At 75.4% G+C, this 21,238-nt stretch carries 24 protein-coding genes; 15 read left to right on the top strand and 9 right to left on the bottom strand.

Going from position 1 to position 21,238, the window contains the following annotated elements; translation table 11 throughout:
• Positions 1-24: 24 nt before the first annotated feature.
• On the bottom strand, positions 25-1,086 hold the full coding sequence (gene tsaD, locus ACFQ8T_RS16025) for a tRNA (adenosine(37)-N6)-threonylcarbamoyltransferase complex transferase subunit TsaD (RefSeq protein WP_430547473.1): 1,062 nt from the start codon (positions 1,084-1,086) through the stop codon (positions 25-27).
• A 170-nt stretch (positions 1,087-1,256) separates the two neighbouring features.
• On the opposite strand from tsaD, the gene urtA reads away from it, so the two are divergent.
• The 12 genes from urtA to ACFQ8T_RS15965 are packed head-to-tail and all read left to right on the top strand — an operon-like array spanning position 1,257 to position 11,920.
• The gene (gene urtA, locus ACFQ8T_RS16020) at positions 1,257-2,540 is read left to right on the top strand and encodes an urea ABC transporter substrate-binding protein (RefSeq protein ID WP_430547472.1); all 1,284 of its coding nucleotides are present in this window, start codon (positions 1,257-1,259) and stop codon (positions 2,538-2,540) included.
• Positions 2,541-2,561: 21 nt separating this feature from the next.
• Positions 2,562-3,446 carry an urea ABC transporter permease subunit UrtB gene (gene urtB, locus ACFQ8T_RS16015; RefSeq protein WP_430547471.1) on the top strand — a complete coding sequence of 295 codons (885 nt, stop codon included), beginning with the start codon at positions 2,562-2,564 and terminating at the stop codon, positions 3,444-3,446.
• Positions 3,443-4,603, top strand: a complete 1,161-nt coding sequence (gene urtC, locus ACFQ8T_RS16010; protein ID WP_430547470.1) for an urea ABC transporter permease subunit UrtC — start codon at positions 3,443-3,445, stop codon at positions 4,601-4,603. The genes urtB and urtC overlap by 4 nt, the downstream gene beginning before the upstream one ends.
• Positions 4,600-5,439 carry an urea ABC transporter ATP-binding protein UrtD gene (urtD, locus tag ACFQ8T_RS16005; protein WP_430547469.1) on the top strand — a complete coding sequence of 280 codons (840 nt, stop codon included), beginning with the start codon at positions 4,600-4,602 and terminating at the stop codon, positions 5,437-5,439. Before urtC ends, urtD begins: the two co-directional genes overlap by 4 nt.
• On the top strand, positions 5,436-6,137 hold the full coding sequence (locus tag ACFQ8T_RS16000) for an ATP-binding cassette domain-containing protein (RefSeq protein WP_430547468.1): 702 nt from the start codon (positions 5,436-5,438) through the stop codon (positions 6,135-6,137). Before urtD ends, ACFQ8T_RS16000 begins: the two co-directional genes overlap by 4 nt.
• Before the next feature lie 31 nt (positions 6,138-6,168).
• A complete protein-coding gene (locus tag ACFQ8T_RS15995; protein ID WP_429727897.1) occupies positions 6,169-6,471 on the top strand; it encodes an urease subunit gamma in 303 nt (100 codons plus the stop codon).
• A 49-nt stretch (positions 6,472-6,520) separates the two neighbouring features.
• The gene (ureB, locus tag ACFQ8T_RS15990; RefSeq protein ID WP_430547467.1) at positions 6,521-6,907 is read left to right on the top strand and encodes an urease subunit beta; all 387 of its coding nucleotides are present in this window, start codon (positions 6,521-6,523) and stop codon (positions 6,905-6,907) included.
• Positions 6,907-8,610 (top strand): urease subunit alpha, encoded by a 1,704-nt coding sequence (locus tag ACFQ8T_RS15985; protein ID WP_430547466.1) that lies wholly within the window; start codon positions 6,907-6,909, stop codon positions 8,608-8,610. The genes ureB and ACFQ8T_RS15985 overlap by 1 nt, the downstream gene beginning before the upstream one ends.
• A gap of 6 nt (positions 8,611-8,616) precedes the next feature.
• Positions 8,617-9,375, top strand: coding sequence for an urease accessory protein UreF (locus tag ACFQ8T_RS15980; protein ID WP_430547465.1), 759 nt, complete (start codon positions 8,617-8,619; stop codon positions 9,373-9,375).
• On the top strand, positions 9,368-10,141 hold the full coding sequence (gene ureG, locus ACFQ8T_RS15975) for an urease accessory protein UreG (RefSeq protein ID WP_430547464.1): 774 nt from the start codon (positions 9,368-9,370) through the stop codon (positions 10,139-10,141). The genes ACFQ8T_RS15980 and ureG overlap by 8 nt, the downstream gene beginning before the upstream one ends.
• Complete coding sequence (locus ACFQ8T_RS15970; RefSeq protein WP_430547463.1) at positions 10,125-10,940, top strand: urease accessory protein UreD; 816 nt, start codon at positions 10,125-10,127, stop codon at positions 10,938-10,940. Before ureG ends, ACFQ8T_RS15970 begins: the two co-directional genes overlap by 17 nt.
• Positions 10,937-11,920: a HoxN/HupN/NixA family nickel/cobalt transporter gene (locus ACFQ8T_RS15965; RefSeq protein ID WP_430547462.1), complete on the top strand. Its 984-nt coding sequence runs from the start codon at positions 10,937-10,939 to the stop codon at positions 11,918-11,920. Before ACFQ8T_RS15970 ends, ACFQ8T_RS15965 begins: the two co-directional genes overlap by 4 nt.
• Here the strand turns inward: ACFQ8T_RS15965 and ACFQ8T_RS15960 are convergent.
• Entirely contained in the window at positions 11,861-12,280 is a 420-nt protein-coding gene (locus ACFQ8T_RS15960; protein ID WP_430547461.1) for a MarR family winged helix-turn-helix transcriptional regulator, read from the bottom strand. The two genes, ACFQ8T_RS15965 and ACFQ8T_RS15960, sit on opposite strands and share 60 nt — an antisense overlap.
• A gap of 86 nt (positions 12,281-12,366) precedes the next feature.
• On the opposite strand from ACFQ8T_RS15960, the gene ACFQ8T_RS15955 reads away from it, so the two are divergent.
• Both ACFQ8T_RS15955 and ACFQ8T_RS15950 read left to right on the top strand, forming a co-directional pair.
• Positions 12,367-13,422 carry a substrate-binding domain-containing protein gene (locus tag ACFQ8T_RS15955; RefSeq protein ID WP_430547460.1) on the top strand — a complete coding sequence of 352 codons (1,056 nt, stop codon included), beginning with the start codon at positions 12,367-12,369 and terminating at the stop codon, positions 13,420-13,422.
• Positions 13,423-13,493: 71 nt separating this feature from the next.
• On the top strand, positions 13,494-14,117 hold the full coding sequence (locus ACFQ8T_RS15950; RefSeq protein ID WP_430547459.1) for a malonic semialdehyde reductase: 624 nt from the start codon (positions 13,494-13,496) through the stop codon (positions 14,115-14,117).
• Positions 14,118-14,203: 86 nt separating this feature from the next.
• On the opposite strand, the gene ACFQ8T_RS15945 is transcribed toward ACFQ8T_RS15950, so the two are convergent.
• The 7 genes from ACFQ8T_RS15945 to ACFQ8T_RS15915 form a co-directional block, all read right to left on the bottom strand.
• Positions 14,204-15,253: a zinc-binding dehydrogenase gene (locus ACFQ8T_RS15945; protein WP_430547458.1), complete on the bottom strand. Its 1,050-nt coding sequence runs from the start codon at positions 15,251-15,253 to the stop codon at positions 14,204-14,206.
• A gap of 81 nt (positions 15,254-15,334) precedes the next feature.
• On the bottom strand, positions 15,335-16,252 hold the full coding sequence (locus tag ACFQ8T_RS15940) for a sulfurtransferase (protein WP_430547457.1): 918 nt from the start codon (positions 16,250-16,252) through the stop codon (positions 15,335-15,337).
• A complete protein-coding gene (gene rimI, locus ACFQ8T_RS15935; RefSeq protein ID WP_430547456.1) occupies positions 16,249-16,881 on the bottom strand; it encodes a ribosomal protein S18-alanine N-acetyltransferase in 633 nt (210 codons plus the stop codon). The genes ACFQ8T_RS15940 and rimI overlap by 4 nt, the downstream gene beginning before the upstream one ends.
• Positions 16,878-17,612, bottom strand: a complete 735-nt coding sequence (gene tsaB, locus ACFQ8T_RS15930; protein ID WP_430547455.1) for a tRNA (adenosine(37)-N6)-threonylcarbamoyltransferase complex dimerization subunit type 1 TsaB — start codon at positions 17,610-17,612, stop codon at positions 16,878-16,880. The genes rimI and tsaB overlap by 4 nt, the downstream gene beginning before the upstream one ends.
• A 113-nt stretch (positions 17,613-17,725) precedes the next feature.
• A complete protein-coding gene (gene tsaE / locus ACFQ8T_RS15925; RefSeq protein ID WP_430547454.1) occupies positions 17,726-18,280 on the bottom strand; it encodes a tRNA (adenosine(37)-N6)-threonylcarbamoyltransferase complex ATPase subunit type 1 TsaE in 555 nt (184 codons plus the stop codon).
• Positions 18,277-19,590 (bottom strand): alanine racemase, encoded by a 1,314-nt coding sequence (gene alr, locus ACFQ8T_RS15920; RefSeq protein WP_430547453.1) that lies wholly within the window; start codon positions 19,588-19,590, stop codon positions 18,277-18,279. The genes tsaE and alr overlap by 4 nt, the downstream gene beginning before the upstream one ends.
• Before the next feature lie 8 nt (positions 19,591-19,598).
• Positions 19,599-20,624: a pseudouridine synthase gene (locus ACFQ8T_RS15915; RefSeq protein WP_430547452.1), complete on the bottom strand. Its 1,026-nt coding sequence runs from the start codon at positions 20,622-20,624 to the stop codon at positions 19,599-19,601.
• A gap of 32 nt (positions 20,625-20,656) precedes the next feature.
• On the opposite strand from ACFQ8T_RS15915, the gene ACFQ8T_RS15910 reads away from it, so the two are divergent.
• Positions 20,657-21,139, top strand: a complete 483-nt coding sequence (locus ACFQ8T_RS15910; RefSeq protein ID WP_430547451.1) for a glutathione peroxidase — start codon at positions 20,657-20,659, stop codon at positions 21,137-21,139.
• Positions 21,140-21,238 lie beyond the last annotated feature (99 nt).

The raw sequence follows: 21,238 nt of genomic DNA, 5'->3' as shown, positions 1-21,238 counted from the left end.
GCGGCCCGGCGGCCACGAGTCTTTTCAGACGGTGATGGTGGTCATCGGCATCGACGAGTCGACCGGGAAGTCGAAGCTCGACGGCGCCGCCCCGGCGCGCACGACGGCGGAGCCCAGCGCGGCGATCATCGCGCCGTTGTCGGTGCAGTAGCGGATCGGCGGGATGCGCAGGTCGATGCCCGCCTCCGCGCAGCGCTTCGCGGCCATCTCCCGCAGCTGGCTGTTGGCGGAGAACCCGCCGCCCACGACGAGCGTCTCGACGTCGTGGCGGCGGCACGCGGCGATCGTCTTCGCGGTGAGCACGTCGGCGACCGCGGCGGCGAACGACGCGGCGACATCGGCCGCCGGCACCTCGCGCCCGGCGTCGACGCAGGCCTCGATCCAGCGGGCGACCGCCGTCTTGAGGCCGGAGAAGGAGAAGTCGTAGGCGTGCTTCGCCTGGTCCTTCGCGGCGGTGAGGCCGCGCGGGAAGCGGATGGCCTCCGGGTCGCCCTCGCGCGCGAGCCGGTCCACGTGCGGGCCGCCCGGGTAGGGCAGGCCGAGCAGGCGGCCGACCTTGTCGAAGGCCTCGCCGGCCGCGTCGTCGAGCGTGGAGCCGAGCTCGGTGACGTCCGTCGCGACGTCGTCCACGAGCATGAGCGAGCTGTGACCGCCCGAGACCACGAGCGCCATCGTGCGGCCGTCGAACGGGCCGTCGACGAGCTGGTTCACCGCGGCGTGCCCGATGACGTGGTTGACGCCGTACAGCGGCTTGTTCAGGCCGATCGCGAGCGCCTTCGCGGCCGACGCGCCGATCGTCAGCGGGCCGACCAGGCCCGGCCCGGCGGTGACGGCGATCGCGTCCACCTCGGACAGGTCGACGTCGGCCTCGCCGAGCGCGCGCCGGATCGTGGGGACCATCGCCTCGAGGTGGGCGCGGCTCGCGACCTCCGGGATGATCCCGCCGTAGCGCGCGTGCTCGTCCATGGAGCTGGCGACGGCGTCGACCAGGAGCTCGTCGCCGCGGACGAGCGCGACGCCCGTCTCGTCGCAGGAGGTCTCGATACCGAGGACGAGGGGGTCACCGACCCCGTGCGCGGATGCCATGGCCCCATGATCGCACCGGAGGCGCGGCGGTGGCGCCGACCCTCTCTCCGGCACCGCTCCCACCAGCCGTAACACGATGGTGACACCGAACTCACGGCGGGGACACGTGGGCGTACTTGGGTTCATCTGAACCTAACCGGCCCCACGGGCCACGGCCACGAAGGAGCACCATGCGTCCTCGAAGCAGCACGGGCACCACGCGCACCGGCACCACCCGACCTGTCGTCGCCTCCCTCGCCGTCCTCGCCGTCGCCGCCCTCTCGGCCTGCGGGGCCCGGGTGGACGCGGCGAGCGGCGACGCCTCGGCCTCCGCGGCGGAGGGCTGCGTCGACACCTCGGGCGACGCGGTCAAGGTCGGCTTCCTCAACTCGCTGTCGGGCACGATGGCGATCTCCGAGCAGACCGTGCACGACTCGCTCCAGCTGGCCGCGGCCGAGATCAACGCCGACGGCGGCGTGCTCGGCAAGCAGCTCGAGATCGTCTCCGAGGACGGCCAGTCCGAGCCCACCGTCTTCGCGGAGAAGGCGACCAAGCTCATCACCAGCGACTGCGTCGCGGCCGTGTTCGGGGGCTGGACGTCGGCGTCGCGCAAGGCGATGCTGCCCGTCTTCGAGGCCAACGACTCGCTGCTGTTCTACCCGGTGCAGTACGAGGGCCTCGAGGCCTCGGAGAACATCTTCTACACGGGCGCCACGACCAACCAGCAGATCGTGCCGGCCCTCGACTACCTCGCCGAGCAGGGCACCAGGTCGCTGTTCCTCGTGGGCTCGGACTACGTCTTCCCGCGGACCGCCAACAAGATCATCAACGCGTACGCCGAGGCGCACGGCATCGAGATCGTCGGCGAGGAGTACGCGCCGCTCGGCCACACGGACTTCTCCACCATCGTCAACAAGGTGAAGGCCGCCGGGGCGGACGCGGTGTTCAACACCCTCAACGGCGACTCCAACGTCGCGTTCTTCAAGGAGTACAACAACGCCGGCCTGTCCGCCGACGACATGCCCGTCGTCTCCGTCTCGATCGCGGAGGAGGAGGTGGGCGGCATCGGCGTGGACAACATCGAGAGCCAGCTCACCGCCTGGAACTACTACCAGACGGTCGACAGCCCCGAGAACGACGCGTTCGTGGAGGCGTTCCAGGCGGAGTACGGCGACGACCGCGTGACGTCCGACCCGATGGAGGCCGCCTACACGTCGCTGTACCTGTGGAAGGCGATGGTCGAGAAGGCCGACTCCTTCGACGTCGGGGACGTGCAGGCGGCCGCGGACGGCGTCACCTTCGACGCCCCCGAGGGCACCGTCGTCGTGGACGGCGAGAACCACCACGTCGCCAAGACGGCGCTCGTCGGGCGCATCGGCGAGGACGGCCTCATCCACACCGAGTGGAGCTCCGAGGAGCCCATCGAGCCGGACCCGTTCCTCGAGGGCTACGACTGGGCCGACGGGCTCTCCTGACCCGGGGCCCCTGGACACGACATGGACACCCTCCTCTCCCAGCTCTTCGCGGGCCTGAGCCTCGGCTCGGTGCTGCTCCTCGCGGCCCTGGGCCTCGCCCTGACCTTCGGTCAGATGGGCGTGATCAACATGGCCCACGGCGAGTTCATGATGGCGGGCGCCTACACGGCGTTCGTGATCCAGGGGCTGCTCGGCGACCCCGGCGCGAGCCTGCTCGTGTCGCTGCCGCTCGGGTTCCTCGTCGGCGGGGCGCTCGGGCTGCTGCTCGAGGCCACGCTCATCCACCGCATGTACCGGCGGCCCCTGGACACGCTGCTCGTCACGTGGGGCGTCGCGCTGCTGCTGCAGCAGGTGGCGCGCGACGTGTTCGGCGCCCCCAACGTGGACGTGGCCGCGCCCGGCTGGCTGTCGGGCGCGGTCACGGTCGGCGGGCTCGCGCTGCCCAAGACCCGGCTGTTCATCCTCGCGCTGGCCGTCGTGTGCCTGGTCGCGCTGGCCGTCGTCATGAAGGCCACCCCCCTGGGACGCCGCATCCGGGCCGTCGTGCAGCACCGCGACCTGGCGGAGGCGTCCGGCATCTCGTCGCGGGCCACCGACCGGCTGACGTTCTTCGTCGGCTCCGGCCTCGCCGGGATCGCCGGCGTCGCGCTGACCCTGCTCGGCTCGGTCGGCCCGACGCTCGGCACGGGCTACATCGTCGACGCGTTCCTCGTCGTCGTCGCGGGCGGCATCGGGCAGATCAAGGGCACCGTGATCGCGGCGACGGCGCTCGGCCTGCTGCAGGCGTTCTTCGAGTACTCCACCACGGCGTCCGTCGCGAAGGTCCTCGTGTTCGTCGTCATCGTCGCGTTCCTGCAGGTACGACCCCAGGGCCTGGTCTCGGTCCGGACGAGGAGCCTCGCATGACCGGCAGCACGAGCACCCGCACCGCACGACTGTCCGCCCTCGTCCGCCCGGGCCGGGCGCGCGCCCTGGCCGGGATCGGCCTCGCCGCCGTCCTGCTCCTCGCCGTCGCGCCGGTACTGCTCAGCCCGTTCCGGCTCGGCCTGCTCGGCAAGTTCCTGTGCCTGGCCATGGTCGCCGTCGGCATCGGCCTCGCCTGGGGCCGCGGCGGCCTGCTCACCCTCGGCCAGGGCGTGTACTTCGGCCTGGGCGCCTACGTCATGGCGATGCACCTCAAGCTCGCCGACGCCGGCCCGGGCGGCGTGCCCGACTTCATGCTGCTCTACGGCACCGGCGAGGTGCCCGGCTGGTGGGAACCCCTGCGCTCGCCGGCCGTCGCCCTCACCCTGGTCGTGCTCGTGCCCGCCGCGCTCGCCGCCGCCCTCGGCTGGGCCGTCTTCACGCGGCGGGTGCGGGGCGCGTACTTCGCGATCCTGTCGCAGGCCCTCGCCGCCGCGTTCGCCATCCTGCTGATCGGCCAGCAGCAGACGACGGGCGGCACCAACGGGCTCAACGGGTTCCGGTCGTTCTTCGGCTACGACCTCGCCGACCCGGTCAACCAGCGGATGCTCTACCTGATCGCCGCCGGGGTGCTGCTCGTGATGGTCGTGGTCGCCCGCCAGCTCATGGTGTCGCGCTTCGGCGAGGTCCTCGTCGCCGTCCGCGACCAGGAGGACCGCGTCCGGTTCCTCGGCTACGACCCGGCGGCCGTGAAGACCGTCGTCTACGTGGTCGCGGGCGTGATGGCCGCCGTCGGCGGGGCGCTGTTCGTGCCCATCGTCGGGATCGTCTCCCCCGCCGACGTCGGCGTCGTGCCGTCCATCGGCTTCCTCGTCGGCGTGGCCATCGGCGGCCGGGCGACCCTGCTCGGGCCCGTCCTCGGCTCCGTCGCCGTGAGCTGGGCGCAGACCTCGCTGTCCGAGCAGTTCCCCTCCGGCTGGATCTACCTCCAGGGGGCGCTGTTCGTGCTGGTCGTCGCCTTCCTTCCCGGCGGCCTGGCGTCGGTCGTGCCGATGCTGCGTCGCCGACGCCGCACCGTCCGTGAGGCGGAGCCGGACGCCCCCGCCGCGCCGGACGACGCCCCGTCCCCCGACCTCCTGCCCGAAGGGAGCCGCGCATGACCGAGCAGACCGAGCAGATCGACCTCGCCGCCGCCGACGCGCTGCTGGGGGACGACACCTCCCGGTTCCGCCACGACTACCTCGAGGTGCGCGGCCTGCGGGTGGAGTTCGGCGGCTTCGTCGCCGTCCGCGACGTCGACCTCACCGTCGCCCAGGGGGACCTCCGGTTCCTCATCGGCCCCAACGGCGCGGGCAAGACGACGCTCATCGACGCCGTCACCGGCCTCGTGCGGGCGGCCGGCGGCTCGGCCCGGTTCGGCGGGACGGAGCTGCTGGGGCGGGCCACGCACCGCGTCGCCCGGGCGGGTGTGGGACGCACGTTCCAGACGGCGAGCGTGTTCGAGCAGCTCACGGTGCTGCAGAACCTCGACATCGCCGCGGGCGCGCGCCGCCGGCCGACGACGATGCTCCGCCGGCGACGGGGCGTCCCGGAGGCGGTCGAGCAGGCGATGGAGACCGTCGGCCTCGCCGCGCTGCGCGACGTTCCCGCGGGCGTCCTGGCGCACGGCCAGAAGCAGTGGCTCGAGATCGGGATGCTGCTGGTGCAGGACGCTCACCTGCTGCTGCTCGACGAGCCCGTCGCGGGCATGACCCAGGCGGAGCGCGAGGAGACCGGCGAGCTGCTGCGCCGGGTGGGCTCCCAGCGTGTCGTCGTGGTGGTGGAGCACGACATGGAGTTCCTGCGCTCCTACGCCGACTCGGTGACGGTCATGCACCAGGGCGCCGTCCTCGCCGAGGGGACGGTCGCCGAGGTGCAGCAGGACCCGGCGGTCGTCGAGGTCTATCTCGGCGCCCCGGCCGGCGAACCCGGCACGACGACGGAGGGACCCGCATGATGCTCGAGCTGAGCGGCCTGAGCACGGGGTACGGCCGCACGGCCGTCGTGCACGACGTCGACCTCGCCGTCGAGGACGGCACGCTGACCGCCGTCCTCGGCCACAACGGGGCGGGCAAGACGACGCTCCTCAAGGCCGTGCTCGGCCTGCTGCCCGCCCGGGCCGGGTCCGTGCGCCTGGCCGGCGACGACGTGACGCGCTGGCCGACCCACCGGCGCGTGCGCGCCGGGATCGCGTACGTGCCGCAGGGCCAGCAGTCCTTCGGCCAGCTCACCGCGCGGGAGAACCTGCAGGTGGTCGCGGACGCCCACGGCGCCGCCGGCCGTCGCCGCACCGACGACGCGCTCGACCTGTTCCCCGCGCTGCGCGAGCTGCTCGGCCGCCAGGCGGGGCTGCTGTCGGGCGGCCAGCGCCAGCAGCTCGCCATCGCCCGGGCGCTCGTCACCGGCCCGCGGCTCCTGGTGCTCGACGAGCCCGCCGAGGGCATCCAGCCGAACGTCGTGAGCGAGATCCACGCGGCGATCACGACGCTGACGGCGGCGGGCGGGCTGTCCGCGCTGCTGGTGGAGCAGCACCTCGGCTACGCCGTCGAGCACGCCGCCGAGTACGCCGTGCTCGCGTCCGGCCGCGTGACCCACCGGGGCACGGGCGGCGGCGCCGACGCCCTTGCCGGCGCCCGCGAGGCGATGGCGCTGTGAACCGCACGCCCGTGCGCACCGAGGAGGGCCCGTGCACCTGACCCCCGCCGACACCGAGAAGCTGCTGCTCGCCGTCGCGGGCATGGTCGCGCGCGACCGCCTCGCGCGCGGCGTGCGGCTCAACCATCCCGAGTCGGTCGCCCTGCTGTCGTGCTGGGTGATCGAGCGGGCCCGCGACGGCGCCGACGTCCCGACCCTCATGCAGGACGGCCGCGAGGTGCTGGGCCGCGAGCAGGTGATGGACGGCGTGCCCGAGATGCTCGTCGACGTGCAGGTCGAGGCCACCTTCCCCGACGGCCGCAAGCTCGTCACCCTGCACCACCCCATCCCGTGACCCCGGTACCCGCCGGCCGTCCCGACCCGACCCCGATCCAGGAGGTCCCGTGACCGCACACGCCCCCTCCGGCCCGGGCGCGACCCGCGTCGCTCCCGGCCGCCTCGAGCTCAACGTGCGCCCGGCGCACGAGCGGCTGCGCCTCGTCGTGGAGAACACCGGCGACCGGCCGGTGCAGGTGGGCTCGCACGTGCACCTGCCCGACGCCAACGACGCGCTCCGCTTCGACCGCGCCGCCGCGCACGGCTTCCGGCTCGACGTCCCGTCCGGCACGTCGCAGCGGTTCGAGCCGGGCGTGAGCCGCGAGGTCGACGCCGTGACGATCCGCGGCGCGCGGCGCGTGCCGGGCATCCGCCGGGGCAAGACCGGCGGCGGCGCGCTCGGCGCCGTCCCGACCCCGCAGGCCACGGCGCCGCACGAGGAGCAGGAGGACTGATGGTCTGGATCGACCGCGAGCGCTACGCGGCCCTGTACGGGCCGACCGTCGGCGACCAGCTGCGCCTCGGCGACACCGACCTGTGGGTCGAGGTCACCGAGGACCGCACGGTCGGCGGCGAGGAGGCCGTGTTCGGCGGTGGCAAGTCCATCCGGGAGTCGATGTCGCAGTCGACGCGGAGCCGTGCCGCCGGGGCCCTGGACACCGTGATCACCGGCGTCGTCGTCCTCGACTGGTGGGGCGTGGTCCGGGCGGACGTCGGGCTGCGCGACGGGCGGGTCGTCGCGCTCGGCCGTGCGGGCAACCCGGACGTGGCCGACGGCGTGCACCCGGACCTCGTCATCGGGCCGTCGACCGACGTCATCTCGGGCGAGGGCCGGATCCTCACCGCCGGCGGCTTCGACCCGCACGTGCACCTGCTGTCGCCGTCGGCCCTGCACGAGGCGCTGGCCACCGGCATCACGACCGTCGCCGGGGGCGGCACGGGCCCGTCCGAGGGCTCGAAGGCCACCACGGTGACGCCCGGCGCCTGGCACCTGCGGTCCGTCCTGCGCGCGCTGGACTGCCTCCCGCTCAACGTGCTGCTGCTCGGCAAGGGCAACACCGTGGGCGCGGAGGCCCTCGCGGAACAGGCCCTGGCAGGAGCGGCCGGGTACAAGGTGCACGAGGACTGGGGGTCCACGCCCGCGGCCCTCGACGCGGCGCTGCGGGCCGCCGACGAGTGGGGCCTGCAGGTGGCGCTGCACTCCGACTCGCTCAACGAGGCCGGGTTCGTCCAGTCCACGATCGACGCGATCGGCGGCCGCGGGATCCACGCGTACCACGTCGAGGGCGCGGGCGGCGGACACGCCCCCGACATCCTCACCATCGCGAGCCTGCCGCACGTGCTGCCGGGGTCGACCAACCCGACCCTGCCCCACACGGTGAACACCGTGGCGGAGCACCTGGACATGCTCATGGTCTGCCACCACCTCAACCCGGCCGTCCCCGAGGACCTGGCGTTCGCCGAGTCCCGGATCCGGGCGTCGACCATCGCCGCCGAGGACGTGCTGCACGACCTGGGCGCCATCTCCATCACCTCCTCCGACGCCCAGGCGATGGGCCGCATCGGCGAGGTGATCACCCGCACCTGGCAGGTGGCGCACGTGATGAAGCACCGGCGCGGGCCGCTGTCGGGCGCGGAGCCGGCGGACAACGAGCGCGCCCGCCGGTACGTCGCGAAGTACACGATCAACCCGGCGGTCGCGCACGGCGTCGACGCCCACATCGGCTCCGTGGAGCCGGGCAAGCTGGCCGACCTCGTGCTGTGGGACCCCCGGTTCTTCGGGATCCGGCCCGAGCTCGTGATCAAGGGCGGCGTGATCGCGTGGGCGGCGCTGGGCGACCCGAACGCGTCCATCCCCACGCCGCAGCCGGTGCTCATGCGTCCCGCGTTCGGCGACGCCGTCGGCGCGGACACCTCGCTCGCGTTCGTCGCGCCGGCCGCGATCGAGGACGGCCTGGCCGGGCGCCTGGCCCTGCGCCGGCAGCTCGCCCCCGTCGCCCCCACGCGCGGCGTCACGAAGGCGGACATGCGCAACAACGACGCGCTGCCGGACATCGACATCCGCCCCGACACCTTCGAGATCCGCGTCGACGGCGACCTGGTGGAGCCCGCGCCCGCGGTGCGCCTGCCGCTCGCCCAGCTCTACTCGATGTTCTAGCCGCTCATGACGTCCCTGTCCCCGCACCCCGCCACGGTCGCGATGCTGCTCGCGGACGCCCGCCTGCCCGGCGGCGGGCACGCCCACTCCGCGAGCCTCGAGCCCGCGCTGCGCGGCGGCATGCCGCCGGCCGACGTGCCGGCGTGGATGGTCGGGCGGGCGACGACGGTCTGCCTGGTGGAGGCCGGCACGGCGGTGGTCACCGCCCGGCTGCTGGCCGACGCCGAGCCCGACGCCGGTTCCGTCGACGCGCCGCACGACCGGGTCGACGCCGTCGTGCGCGCCTGGGCGGCGCGGACGCCCTCCCCCGCGCTGCGGGACGCGTCGCGCCTGCTGGGCCGCGGGTACCTGAGGGTCGCACGCACCCTGTGGCCGGACAGCGCGGCCGTGCGCGTCGTCGCCCGGCACGACGCGGCGAGCCGCCGCCGGGAGAGCACGGGGCACCGGCACGGCACCGGCGCGCTGCCCCGCGCCGTCGTGCTCGGCGCGATCTGTGCGGCGGCCGGCGTCCTCCCGGCGGACGTCGTCCGGCTGACCGTCTACGACGACGCCCAGGCGGCGGCGTCGGCCCTGCTCAAGCTCGAGCCGCTGGACCCCCTCGCCCCGGCGCGGTGGGTCCTCGACGCGTGCGCCGCCGCCGAGGAGCACGTGCTCCGCGTCGCGGCGTGCGCCACCCCGGAGGACATCCCGTCCTCCGGTGCCCCGTTGACCGAGGGCTGGGCCGAGGCCCACGCCGTCACGACCCAGAGGTTGTTCCGTGCCTGAGACCACTCCCCCCGCCACCCCCGCGAGCCCGTCGCTCCCCGCCCGCGCCCTGCGCCTGGGCGTCGCCGGCCCCGTCGGCGTCGGCAAGTCCTCCCTGATCGCGACCGTGTGCCGGGCGCTGGCCGACGAGCTCGCGATCGGCGTCATCACCAACGACATCTACACCGACGAGGACGCGCGCTTCCTGCGCTCCGCCGGCGTCCTGGACCCCGAGCGCATCCGCGCCGTCGAGACCGGCGCCTGCCCGCACACCGCCATCCGCGACGACGTCACCGCCAACCTGCTCGCGGCCGAGGACCTCGAGCGCGACTTCGCGCCCCTCGACCTCGTGATCATCGAGTCCGGCGGCGACAACCTCACCGCCACGTTCTCCCCCGCCCTGGTGGACGCCCAGATCTTCGTGCTCGACGTCGCGGGCGGGGGCGACGTCGCGCGCAAGGGCGGGCCCGGCATCGGCCGCGCCGACCTCCTCGTGGTCAACAAGACCGACCTCGCGCCGCACGTCGGGGTGGACGTCGGGCAGATGGTCGCCGACGCGTCCGCCGCCCGCGACGGCCGGGACGTCGTCGCCCTGTCGCGCACGGACCCGGCGTCCGTCGCGGAGCTGCGGGCGTGGCTCCTCGGCGTGCTCGACCTGTTCCGCGCCGGCGCGCACGTGGCGCAGGACCCCGGCCCGATGGCGCCGCACTTCCACGCCGACGAGGACGGCGGGGGCGTCCTGCACAGCCACGCGGACGGCGACGAGGCCCATGCCCACGCGCACTGAGCGTCGCACGCTCGTCGAGGTCGAGCCGGGCACCGTGCCGGGCGCCCCCGTGCGCGTCCGCACCCGGGACGGGCTGCTCGCGGCGCGGACCGTCGCGCGCGGGACGACGCACGCGGAGGTGGCGCTGGTCGCGACCGGCGCGGTGCTGCTCGGCGGCGACCACGTCACCGTGCAGGTGCGCGTCGCCGACGGCTGCGCGCTCACCCTCACCGACGTCGGCGGCACGGTCGCGTACGACGGCGAGGGCGTGCCGTGCCGCTGGGACGCCGAGGTGCGGCTCGGGGCCGGCGCGCGGCTCGACTGGGAGGGCCTGCCGTTCGTCGTGTCCACGGGCGCGGACGTGACCCGGTCGACGGACGCGGTGCTCGGCCCGGGCGCGCGGCTGCGGCTGCGCGAGACCGTCGTGCTGGGGCGCGACGGCGAGCGCGGCGGCCGCGTCGTGCTGCGGTCCCGCGCGCACGACGACGACGGGCCGCTGCTCGTCGAGGAGGTCGCCGCCGCCGGCGACCGCCCCGTGCCGGGGGTGCTGGGCGGGGCGCGCGTGATCGACACGGTGACCGACCTCCGGCGCACGCCTGACGACGACCTTGCCGACGACCCTGCCGACGACCCTGCCGACGACCCGGCCGCGATCAGCCCCGACGGCGCGGTGACGCTGCGCCTGGAGCGCGGCGGCACCCTGACCCGCTGGCTCGGGCCCGCCGCTCATCTCAGCCCGTTGCACCGGTCTCATCCCGTACCGGCCCGCCCCGTCGCGGCGCCGCCCGCACCGCCCCTCGTCCGTCTGGAGCCCGCATGACCCGCACCGCCCTCGTCGTCGCCGCCCTGCACGTCGTCGGGATCGGCGGCCTCGCCGCCACCCTCGCGCTGGACGGTGGCTCCGGCGCGATCACCCTCGTCATGGCCCTCACGGCGTACGGCTTCGGCCTGCGGCACGCGTTCGACGCCGACCACATCGCCACGATCGACAACACGACGCGGCGGCTCGTGCGCGAGGGCCGCGACGCGCGCGGGGTGGGCCTGTGGTTCTCGCTCGGCCACTCGACGGTGGTCGTGGGCGCCGCGCTGCTGCTCGCCGTCGGCGTGCAGGCGCTGGCGCCCGCGCTCGAGGACGAGTCGTCGCCCTGGCGCCGGTTCACCGGCGTGTGGGGCCCGGTCGTGTCGGGAACCTTCCTGCTGACGATCGCCGTCGTGAACGTCCTGCTGCTGCGTCGCGCCCTGCGCGCCGGCCGGCGCGCGGACGGCGACGGCCACCACCACGACCTCGACGCCGTCGGCGGCCCGGTCTCGTGGGCGCTGCGCCGGTTCACGTGGGCCACCGACCGGCCGGGGCGCATGTACGGCGTGGGGCTCGTGTTCGGGCTCGGCTTCGACACCGCCACGGAGATCGGCCTGCTCGCGATGACGGCGTCGACCGCCCTGGGTCAGGTGCCGTGGTACGCGCCGCTGCCGCTGGCGGTGCTGTTCGCCGCCGGGATGTCGCTGCTCGACTCCCTGCAGGGCTCGGCCGCCCGGCGCGCGTACGCCCAGGCGGGCGTCGGCGCGGAGCGGGGCCGCCTGCGCTACGACGTGCTGGTCACCGGCGTCTCCGCGGCGGCCGCGGTGGGCATCGGCGGGGTGACCCTGCTGCAGGTGGCCGCCGAGCACGTGCCCGCCCTGTCCGAGGTGCCGGGCGCGTCGGTCGGCCTCGAGCCGTACGGCCTGGTGCTCGCCGGGGTGCTACTGGTCGCGTGGCTGGTCGCCCTGCTCCGCCTCCGCCAGCCGCGCGTCGAGGCCTGACAGCACGTCCTGCCCCCGGGACGACAGGTGGACGCGGACCACGCGACGGTCGAAGGCGTCCACCTCGCGGTACACCAGCGCGCGGGTGACGAGCGCGTCCACGCGGCGGCCGAGGGTCGCCTTGTCCGTGACCGTCGCGGCGCGCAGCTCGGACATCATGGCGCCCGGCCGGCGCCGCAGCGCGTCCAGCACGAGCCACTCGTCGACGGTGCAGCCGGCGGGGGCGAGGGCCTCGGACGCGCGTCGCGCGGCGCGCCGCCCGGCCACCACGGAGCCCCGCAGCGCGGCCGCGGCCGTCGCCCCGGACGCACCCCCGTCGGGGCCCGCCGTGGGGCTCTCCGACCACGTCGACGTCCGCATGCTGACCCGCCTTCCCTCGCCCTCGTACACTACCGGCCATCACAGGCCGGGGCCCGGACCAGGGCCCCTCGCGCGGACGGGACGTCATGTCGGACTTCGTCGTCGGCGTCCTGCTGCACTTCCAGGGGCCGGGCGGGATCTACGGCCCCTCGTGCCAGGCCGTCACGGAGCTCGCGGTCGCCGAGCTCAACGCCGCGGGCGGCATCCTCGGGCGCCCGGTGCGGGCCGAGCTGCTCGACGCCGGCCAGCCGGTCGCCAGGCTCCGTCAGCGCCTCGGGGCCGCGCTCGACGCCGGGCGCCTGCACGCGCTCACCGGCTGGCACACGTCGGCGGTGCGGCGCGCCGTAGTGCCGCTCGTGCAGCGCCGCGTGCCCTATGTGTACCCCGCGGCGTACGAGGGCGCCGAGACCCGCCCCGGGCTCTACGTCACCGGGGAGGTGCCGTCGGCGCAGCTCTTCCCCGCGATCGAGCGGCTGCGGGCCGAGGCGGGCACGCGCCGGTGGTTCGTCGTCGGGGACGACTACGCCTGGCCCCGTGGCACGTACGCGGCTCTCGCGCCGCAGCTGGCCGCGCTCGGCGCCGGGTTCGCGGGCGCGCGCTTCCTGCCCGAGCAGGGCGCGAGCGACGCGCAGCTCGCCGCCACGCTCGACGACGTGGCGCGCTCGGGCGCCGAGGGCGTGCTGCTGCTGATGGTCGGGCAGAACGGGGTGCGGTTCAACCGCCTGTTCGCCCGGCGGGGCCTGCACGAGCGGGTCGTGCGGCTCAGCACGCTCATGGAGGAGAACATGCTCATGGGCAGCGGGGCCGGCGCGACGGCGAACCTGTACTCGGCCGGCGGCTGGTTCCGCAGCCTCGCGACCGGCGAGGCGCTCGACCTCGTGGGCCGCTACACGGCGCACCACGGGCTGCACGCGCCCGCGATCGGCGCGGCCGCCGAGGCCTGCTACGAGGGGATCCTCGCGCTGCGGTCGATCGTCGAGCGGGCGGGCAGCGCCGCGGTCGCCGCGACCGACCGCTCCGTCGACGGGCTCGCGTACGAGGGGCCGCGCGGCCTGGTCCGGTTCCGCGGCAACCACGCGGAGCAGAGGCTGTACCTCGCGCGCGCCGACGGGTTCGACTTCGACCCCCTCGCGGCGCTGTGACCTGGAGCGCTGTGGGGCACGTCACGGCTGCATCCGGAATCATGCGTCTGCATCTATGTGTTCCGGCAACCATGACCGAGACCCTGACGCCCCCGTCCACGTCCCTCGCCGTCGGCGACGACGTGGCGGACCTCCTGTTCCGCTCCGCCCGCACGACCTCGCTCTTCACCGCCGAGCCCGTCACCGACGAGCAGCTCACCTCCGCCTGGGACCTGGCGAAGTTCGGGCCGACGGCGATGAACACGCTGCCGCTGCGCGTGCTGGTCGTGCGCTCCGGCGACGCCCGCCAGCGCCTCGTGACCCACATGGGCGACGGCAACAAGGACCGCGTCGCCGGCGCGCCGGTCTCCCTGGTGCTGGCCGCGGACCCGGCCTTCCACCAGCACCTCGACACCCTCTTCCCCGCCTACCCGGGCATGAAGGAGCAGCTGGAGCCCGCCGCAGAGGTCCGCGAGCAGATGGCTCGCAACAACGCCCTCATCCAGGCCGGGTACCTCATCGTGGGCCTGCGGGCCGCCGGCCTCGCAGCCGGCCCGATGAACGGCATGGACTTCGACGGCGTCGACGCCGAGTTCTTCGCCGAGTCCGGCTGGAAGTCGTTCCTCGTCATCAACGTCGGCCACGCCGAGGGCGAGGGCTCGCCCTACCCGCGCGGCCCGCGCCTGTCCTTCGACGAGGTCGCGCAGGTCCTCTGACCCGCGCCTCACGACGCACGGCCCGGTCCCCCGAGGGGGCCGGGCCGTCGTCGTCGCCGGCGTCGACGACGAGGGGCGGTCGCCGCCTAGGGCCGCAGCACGAGCTTCCCGACGTGCGCCCGGCGGGCGAGCTCCTCCTGCGCCCGGGCCGCGTCCTCCAGCGGGAACGTCGCCGCGACCACGGGCTCGACCTCGCCGCGGCGAGCCAGGTCCATCAGCAGGTCGAAGTGCGCGCGCGTGTGCATCGACGACCCGACGACCTGCGCGTTGTGGAGGTACAGGCGACGGACGTCGAAGGTCACCTCGTGCCCGCCGAGCGCCCCCGCGACGACCCACCGCCCGCCTTCGCGCAGCAGCGGGAGCCCGTCGCCCAGCAGGTCGCCGGCGACCACGTCGAGCACGACGTCGACGCCGTCCGGGGCCGCGGACCGGACCTGCCCGACGACGTCGTGCGCCCGGTCCACGACGACGTCGGCGCCGGCGTCGCGCACGGCGGCGATCTTGTCGCCGCTGGAGATCGCCAGCACGCGCGCCCCGCGGGCGCGGGCGAGCTGGACGAGCGCCAGGCCGACGCCGCCCGACGCCCCCGAGACGAGGGCGGTCTCGCCCTCCCGCAGCCCGCCCCGCTCGATCATGCCGAGCGCGGTGCCGTAGGCGGTGGGCAGGGTCGCGAGCTGGTCGTCCGTGAGGGGCGACCCCGTCATGTCGTGCACCTGGTCGGCGGGCGCCGTCACGTACCGGGCGTACCCGCCGTCCCGCTCGCTGCCCATGAGGCCCACCGGGTGGGCGTCCGGGCCGTCGCCGTCGTAGCTCGCCGGGTCGATCACGACCCGGCGCCCGACGAGGCCCGCGTCCGCGCCGGCGCCGACGGCCACGACCTGCCCCGCGACGTCCGCGCCCTGGGTCCGCGGGAAGGCGACGGGGCCGCGCCAGCCGGACAGCGCGGCCGGGTCGCCCGGCCTGCCGTAGGCCCCCTCCCGGGTCCACAGGTCGGTGTTGTTCAGCGCCACCGCGGCCACGCGCACCAGCGCCTCCCCCGGCCCGGGCGCCGGGACGGCGACCTCCGTCACCTGGAGGACCTCCGGGCCCCCGTGCCGGTGCATCCGTACCGCGCGCATCGTCTCGGGCGTGCTCATCGATCGACCTCCCGTGTATACAGATCGGTATACACGCGACGCTAGCACGACTCCCGGGGACCACCAGGGGAACGAGGTGCGCTAGGGCCGGTCGCCCGTGACCGCCGGCCGCGACGGGTCGTTCGACCACTGCGACCAGGACCCCGGGTACAGGGCCGCCGGGATGCCCGCGCACGCCAGCGCGGCGATCTCGTGCGACGCCGTGACACCCGACCCGCAGTAGACGCCGACGGCGAGCACCGCGTCGTCGGCGGCGTCCTCCGGCCCGTCGCCGGGCGCGCTCAGGCCGAGGTCCGCGAACCGGCCCTGGAGCGACTCCTCGTCGAGGAACGCGCCGTCCTCGCGCAGGTTCTCCGTGGTCGGGGCGCTCACGGCACCGGGCACGTGGCCCGCGCGCGGGTCCACGGGCTCGCTCTCGCCCCGGTACCGCTCGGCGGCCCGCGCGTCGAGCAGGGTGCCGCTCTCGGCCAGGTCCGCCGCGTCGTCGGCGTCCAGCACGGGCAGGTGTCCCGGACGGGCCACCAGGTCGCCCGGCGCGTGCACGACCTCACCGCTCTCCAGTGCGTACCCCGCCCGGACCCAGGCGGGCAGGCCTCCGTCGAGGATGCGCACGTCGTCGACGCCGAAGTACCGCAGCAGCCACCACGCCCGCGCCGCGGACGTGCCGCCCACGGTGTCGTACACGACGACGCGCGAGGAGCTCCGCAGCCCCCAGGCCCGCGCGCTGCGCTGGAACGACGACGCCGAGGGCAGCGGGTGCCGACCCTCCTCCGCCGACGCCTCCGCGGCCAGCTCGGACTCCAGGTCCACGTACACGGCGTCGGGCAGGTGCCCCCCGAGGTAGCGCTCCCGGCCGTCGGTCATGCCGAGCGCCCAGCGGACGTCGAGCAGCACCGGCGCGCCGTCGGCCGGGTCGGGCCCGGCGCTCAGCCGCAGGTCGGCCGCGAGCTCCGCGACCGACACCAGCACCCGCGAGCGCGGCGAGTCCTCGCGGGTCACGACGCCGTCCCCTGCCGCGCGTGGTCGTCGCGCAGGTCGAGCCGCATCGTGAAGGCGTCCTTGTCCTCCGGCTGGTAGTACCGCCTGCGCAGCCCGATCCGCTCGAAGCCGTGCCGTTCGTACAGCGCGAGGGCGGGCTCGTTGTCGACCCGCACCTCGAGCAGGACCGCCTCCGCCTTGAGCTTGCGCGCCCGACCCACGAGCGCCTCCAGCAGGGCGCGCCCCACGCCGTGCCGCTGGTAGTGCGGGTCCACGCCGATCGTCATGACCTGCGCGACGTCGCCGTCGAACCAGAGACCGGCGTACCCGACGACGGGCTTCGGGCCGATCCCGTACACCGCGACGGCGTCCGGGCCGGCGGGCTCGGCCACGACGTACCAGCGTCCGAGTGCGGCCAGCTCGTCGGCGAGCATCCCGTACGTCCACGCCCCGGCGCCGAACAGCACCCGCTCGAGCTGGAGCACCCGGTCGAAGTCCGCGCTGGCCAGCGGGCGCAGCCGGCACGACGGCTCGTACACGTGCTGCACCGTGCGCGGCAGGTCCGGGGCGGGGCGCTCGGGCGCGGCGGCGACCGGCTCGGTGGTCGGCGGCTCGGAGGCCGGCTCGGTGGTCGGCTGCTCGGTGGTCATGCCGGGCTCCCGGTGGCGGGGACGAGGCGCGCCGGCGCCGGCTCCTGCACGTCGGGCCGGCGCAGGTACAGCGGCTCCGTCGGCAGCTCCTCGCCGGCGGCACGGCGGGCGAGCGCGAGCCGCGCCAGGACCGCGGCGTCCGGGACGAGCGGGGCGTCCTCGTCGGCGGGCAGGTGCTCCGGGTACAGGGTGGCGCCCTCCCCCACGACGACCAGGCGGCCGCCGTCGGCGGGCGCGTCCGCGAGCCGCGCGGCGACGTCGGCGGCCTTGTCCACTCCCGGACCGGCCAGGGTCTCGACGACGGGGACGCCGTGCGGCCCCTCGTGCGCGACGACGCGGTAGTGCGCCCAGTAGACCTCCTTGCGGCGGGCGTCGGTCGCGACGAGCACCTCGTCGCCCGGCGTCAGTCCGAGGTCGGCGACCGCCTGCACCGCGACCGCGTCCACGCTCGGCACGCCGAGCACGTCGATCCCGAGCGCGAGCGCCAGGGTGCGCGCGGTCACGAGCCCCACGCGCAGGCCGGTGAACGGTGCGGGCCCGGTGCCCACGGCGACGGCCGTGAGGTCCGTGCGGTCCAGGCCGGCGTCGGCGAGCACCGCGTCGACGAGCGGGGCCAGCGACTCGGCGTGCCGGCGTCGCTCGTCGGCCGAGCGCGCGGCGAGCCGGGCGCCGCCGGGGTCGACGAGCGCGACGGCGACGGCTGCGGAGGTATCCAGTGCGAGAACGGCCACGGCCTCAGCCTACGTTTCCCACCGGCCGGACGGGGCGACGCATCGTCCGTGCTGGTTTGATCCTCACACAGGGCGCCTGAGGATCAATTCCGCACGCTCGATTCCTTGACGGGTCAGCGGGCGGTGAGGGCGGCCAGGTCGACGCCGGCCCAGCGGGGGCCGACGCCGCGCAGCGTCGCGTGGCGGGTCCCGGCGCCGGGGTCGGCCTCGTCGTCGGCCCCGTCGTCGGGCGCGCCGGCGGCCGTGCCGCGCGGGCGCTCCAGGTCGATCTCCAGGCGGTCGTCGGTGAGCGCCTCGGCCAGCCCGCGGCCCCACTCGACGACGGTGACCGACTCCTCGAGGGACGAGTCCAGGTCCAGCGCGTCCAGCTCCCCCAGGCCTCCGAGCCGGTAGGCGTCCACGTGCACGAGGGCGGGACCGCGCGTGCCGTCCTCGCGGGGCAGCGGGGGGTGCTCGCGCGCCACGATGAACGTGGGCGACGCCACCTGGCCCCGGATGCCCAGCGCGGCACCCAGGCCCTGGGTGAGCGTCGTCTTGCCCGCCCCCAGGTCCCCCGTGAGGATCACCAGGTCCCCCGCCCGGAGCACCCCGGCCAGGGCCGCCCCCAGCGCCCGCGTGGACTCCGCGTCCGGCAGGTCCGTCTCCGTCCGCACCACGACGTCGCTCACCGCTGCACTTCCTTCCAGGTCTCCGTGTCGGCCTTCATGGCGAGGCCCGTGTACACGCGCACCGCGCGCGCCCCGATGCCCGTGACGATCTCGTAGCTGATGGTGCCCGCCGCGCGGGCCCAGTCCTCGGCGTTCGGCACCGTGCCGGCCGTGACGGCGCCCGCCGCGGCGCCGTGCTCCACGCCGTCCGACTCCCCGAAGAGGGTGACGACGTCGCCCTCGCGCTCGGTGGCGTCCGGCCCGAGGTCGAGCACGAACTGGTCCATGCACACCCGCCCGGCCACGCGCAGCACCCGGGCGGACGCGCCGCTCCCGACGCCGACCGGGCCGCCGACGCCGAGGCCGCCGCCCGACGCGTGCCGCTGGATGCCGTCCGCGTACCCGAGCGGCACCACGCCCAGGCGGGTGTCGCGCGGCGTCGTGTAGTGGTGCCCGTAGGACACGCCGTGGCCGGCCGGCACGTCCTTGACGGTGGCGAGCCGCGCCTGCAGCGTCATCGCGCCGCGCAGCCCGTAGTCGCCGGGCGCGCCGAGCTGCGGCACCGGCGAGTGCCCGTAGACGGCGATGCCGGGCCGCACGAGGTCGTAGTGCAGCCGGGGGTCGGTGAGCACGGCGGCCGAGTTCGCGAGGTGCCGCACCTCCAGCGACGCGCCGGAGGCCTCGACGACGGCCACCGCGGCGTCGAACTCCGCCGCCTGGAGGGCGATCGACGGGTGCCCGGGCTCGTCGGCGCACGCCAGGTGCGACATCACGCCCACCACCCGCAGCACGCCCTCGGCCTCGAGCGCGGCCGCCCGGCGCACGACGTCCGGCAGGTCGGCGGGCACGATCCCGCTGCGGCCGAGGCCGGTGTCGACCTTGAGATGCACGCGGGCGGGCTCGCCGGCGGCCCGCGCGCCCGCGGCCACCTCGTCGAGCGCCCACGGCGCCGCGACGCCGACGTCCACGCCCGCCGCGACGAGCCGGTCGAACGGCGCCCCCGGCGTCGCGAGCCAGGTGAGCACCCGGGCGTCCGCGGTCGTGACGCCGCCGGCGCGCAGTGCGAGCGCCTCGGCGGGTACCGCCGTGCCGAGCCAGGTCGCGCCGCCCGCGAGCGCCGCCCGCGCCACGGGCAGCATCCCGTGCCCGTACCCGTCCGCCTTCACCACGGCCATCACCGCCGCGCCCGGGGCGTGGCCCGCCAGCGCGCGCACGTTGTCGCGCACGGCGGACAGGTCGACGACCGCACGCGCCAGCGCGTCGTCGGGGAAGGGCAGGTCGGCCGGCGCGGCGGGTGTGCTGTCGGAGGGGACCTCGGTGCTCACGGTCATCGATTCTCTCACCGCGCGCCGTCGCCCCGGCCGCCGCCCGTGCCGCCGTCGCCCCTGCCCCCGCCGCCGGGCCACGCGGCGAGACGCCGCCGGGAGCGGAACTCGCGGGGGTCGCCGCTGAGCGGGTCGACGAACGCGAGCGAGCGGGCGAGCAGCTGGAGCGGGCGGTCCGGGTCGTCGGGCGCGTCCTCGCGCAGCACCGGCCAGAACGGGTCGTGCAGCAGAGGCAGTCCGAGGGACGCCATGTGCAGGCGGAGCTGGTGCGTCTTGCCGGTGTGCGGCTCGAGCCGGTAGAGCCCGAGGCCGCGGGCCTCGTCCCGCGCGACGAGCGTCACCCGCGACTCCGCGTTCGGCTCCCCCGGCTCCTCCTGGGCGCGCACGACGCCGCGGTGCTTGACGATGCGCGAGCGCACCGTCGTCGTGCCCTCCCGGTCCAGGCCCGAGCCCGGCGCCGGCAGCGGGGCGACCGCCTCGTAGACCTTGCGCACCGCTCGGTCCTGGAATGCCGTCTGGTACGCGCCGCGCACCTCGGGCCGCACGGTGAGCACGAGCACGCCGGCGGTGGGGCGGTCGAGCCGGTGGGCGGGCACCAGCTCGGGCAGGTCGAGCGTCGCGCGCAGGTGCACGAGCACCGTGCGGGTCACCCACCGCCCGCGCGGCATCGTCGCGACGAGGTGCGGCTTGTCCACGACCAGCAGGTCGTCGTCACGGTGCAGGACGTCCAGGTCCGCGAGCGCGGGCACCTCCGGCTCGTCGGCGGGCGGGTCGCGGTAGAGGTAGAGGAAGCCCCGCGGCTCGTACGGCGTCGCGTCGTCGACGACGGCGCCCGCGCCCGTGACGACCTCGCCCGCGGCGAGCTTCTCCCGCAGCCGGGCGGCGTCACCGACGTCATGGCCGAACCGCTCCAGGAGGTACTGCGCCGCCGTCGCGTACCGGGCGACGGCGGCCGCGTCGTGGGGCAGCACCAGGCGCGTCGGGTTGAGGCCGTCCCGCACGGGCAGGGGCGGGACGTGCTTGCGCGGACCGGGTGGCACCGGACCATTGTCGCGCGCGGCATGATGGCCGCATGAGCCTCTACGACATCCCGTTCGAGCGCATGGACGGCACGACGACGACCCTCGCGGAGCACTGCGACGACGTCGTGCTGGTGGTCAACGTCGCCTCGCGGTGCGGCCTCACCCCGCAGTACGAGGCGCTGGAGCAGCTGCAGAAGACGTACGGCGACCGCGGGTTCACCGTGATCGGCTTCCCGTCCAACCAGTTCCTCCAGGAGCTCTCCACCGACGAGAAGATCGCCGAGTTCTGCTCCACCACCTACGGCGTCACGTTCCCCGTGGTCTCCAAGGTCCGCGTGAACGGCCGGCACACGCACCCGCTGTACGCGGAGCTGAAGAAGACGGCCGACGACGGCGGGCACGACGGCCGCATCCGCTGGAACTTCGAGAAGTTCGTCGTGCTGCCCGGCGGCGACGTGCACCGGTTCTCCCCGCAGACCGTCCCCGACTCCCCCGAGATCGTCGACCTCGTCGAGAAGTCCCTGCCGCGGTAGTACCCAGCAGGGCGAGGTAGTACCCAGCACGGCGAGGTAGTCCAGGACTCCGCGCGGTAGTACGACCCGCCGACGGGCGGCCCTGGTCAGGCAGCGTCC

Source organism: Isoptericola sp. NPDC056618, assembly GCF_042792715.1.
Classification (GTDB): domain Bacteria; phylum Actinomycetota; class Actinomycetes; order Actinomycetales; family Cellulomonadaceae; genus Isoptericola; species Isoptericola nanjingensis.
This window is presented reverse-complemented; position numbering and strand designations above follow the sequence as displayed.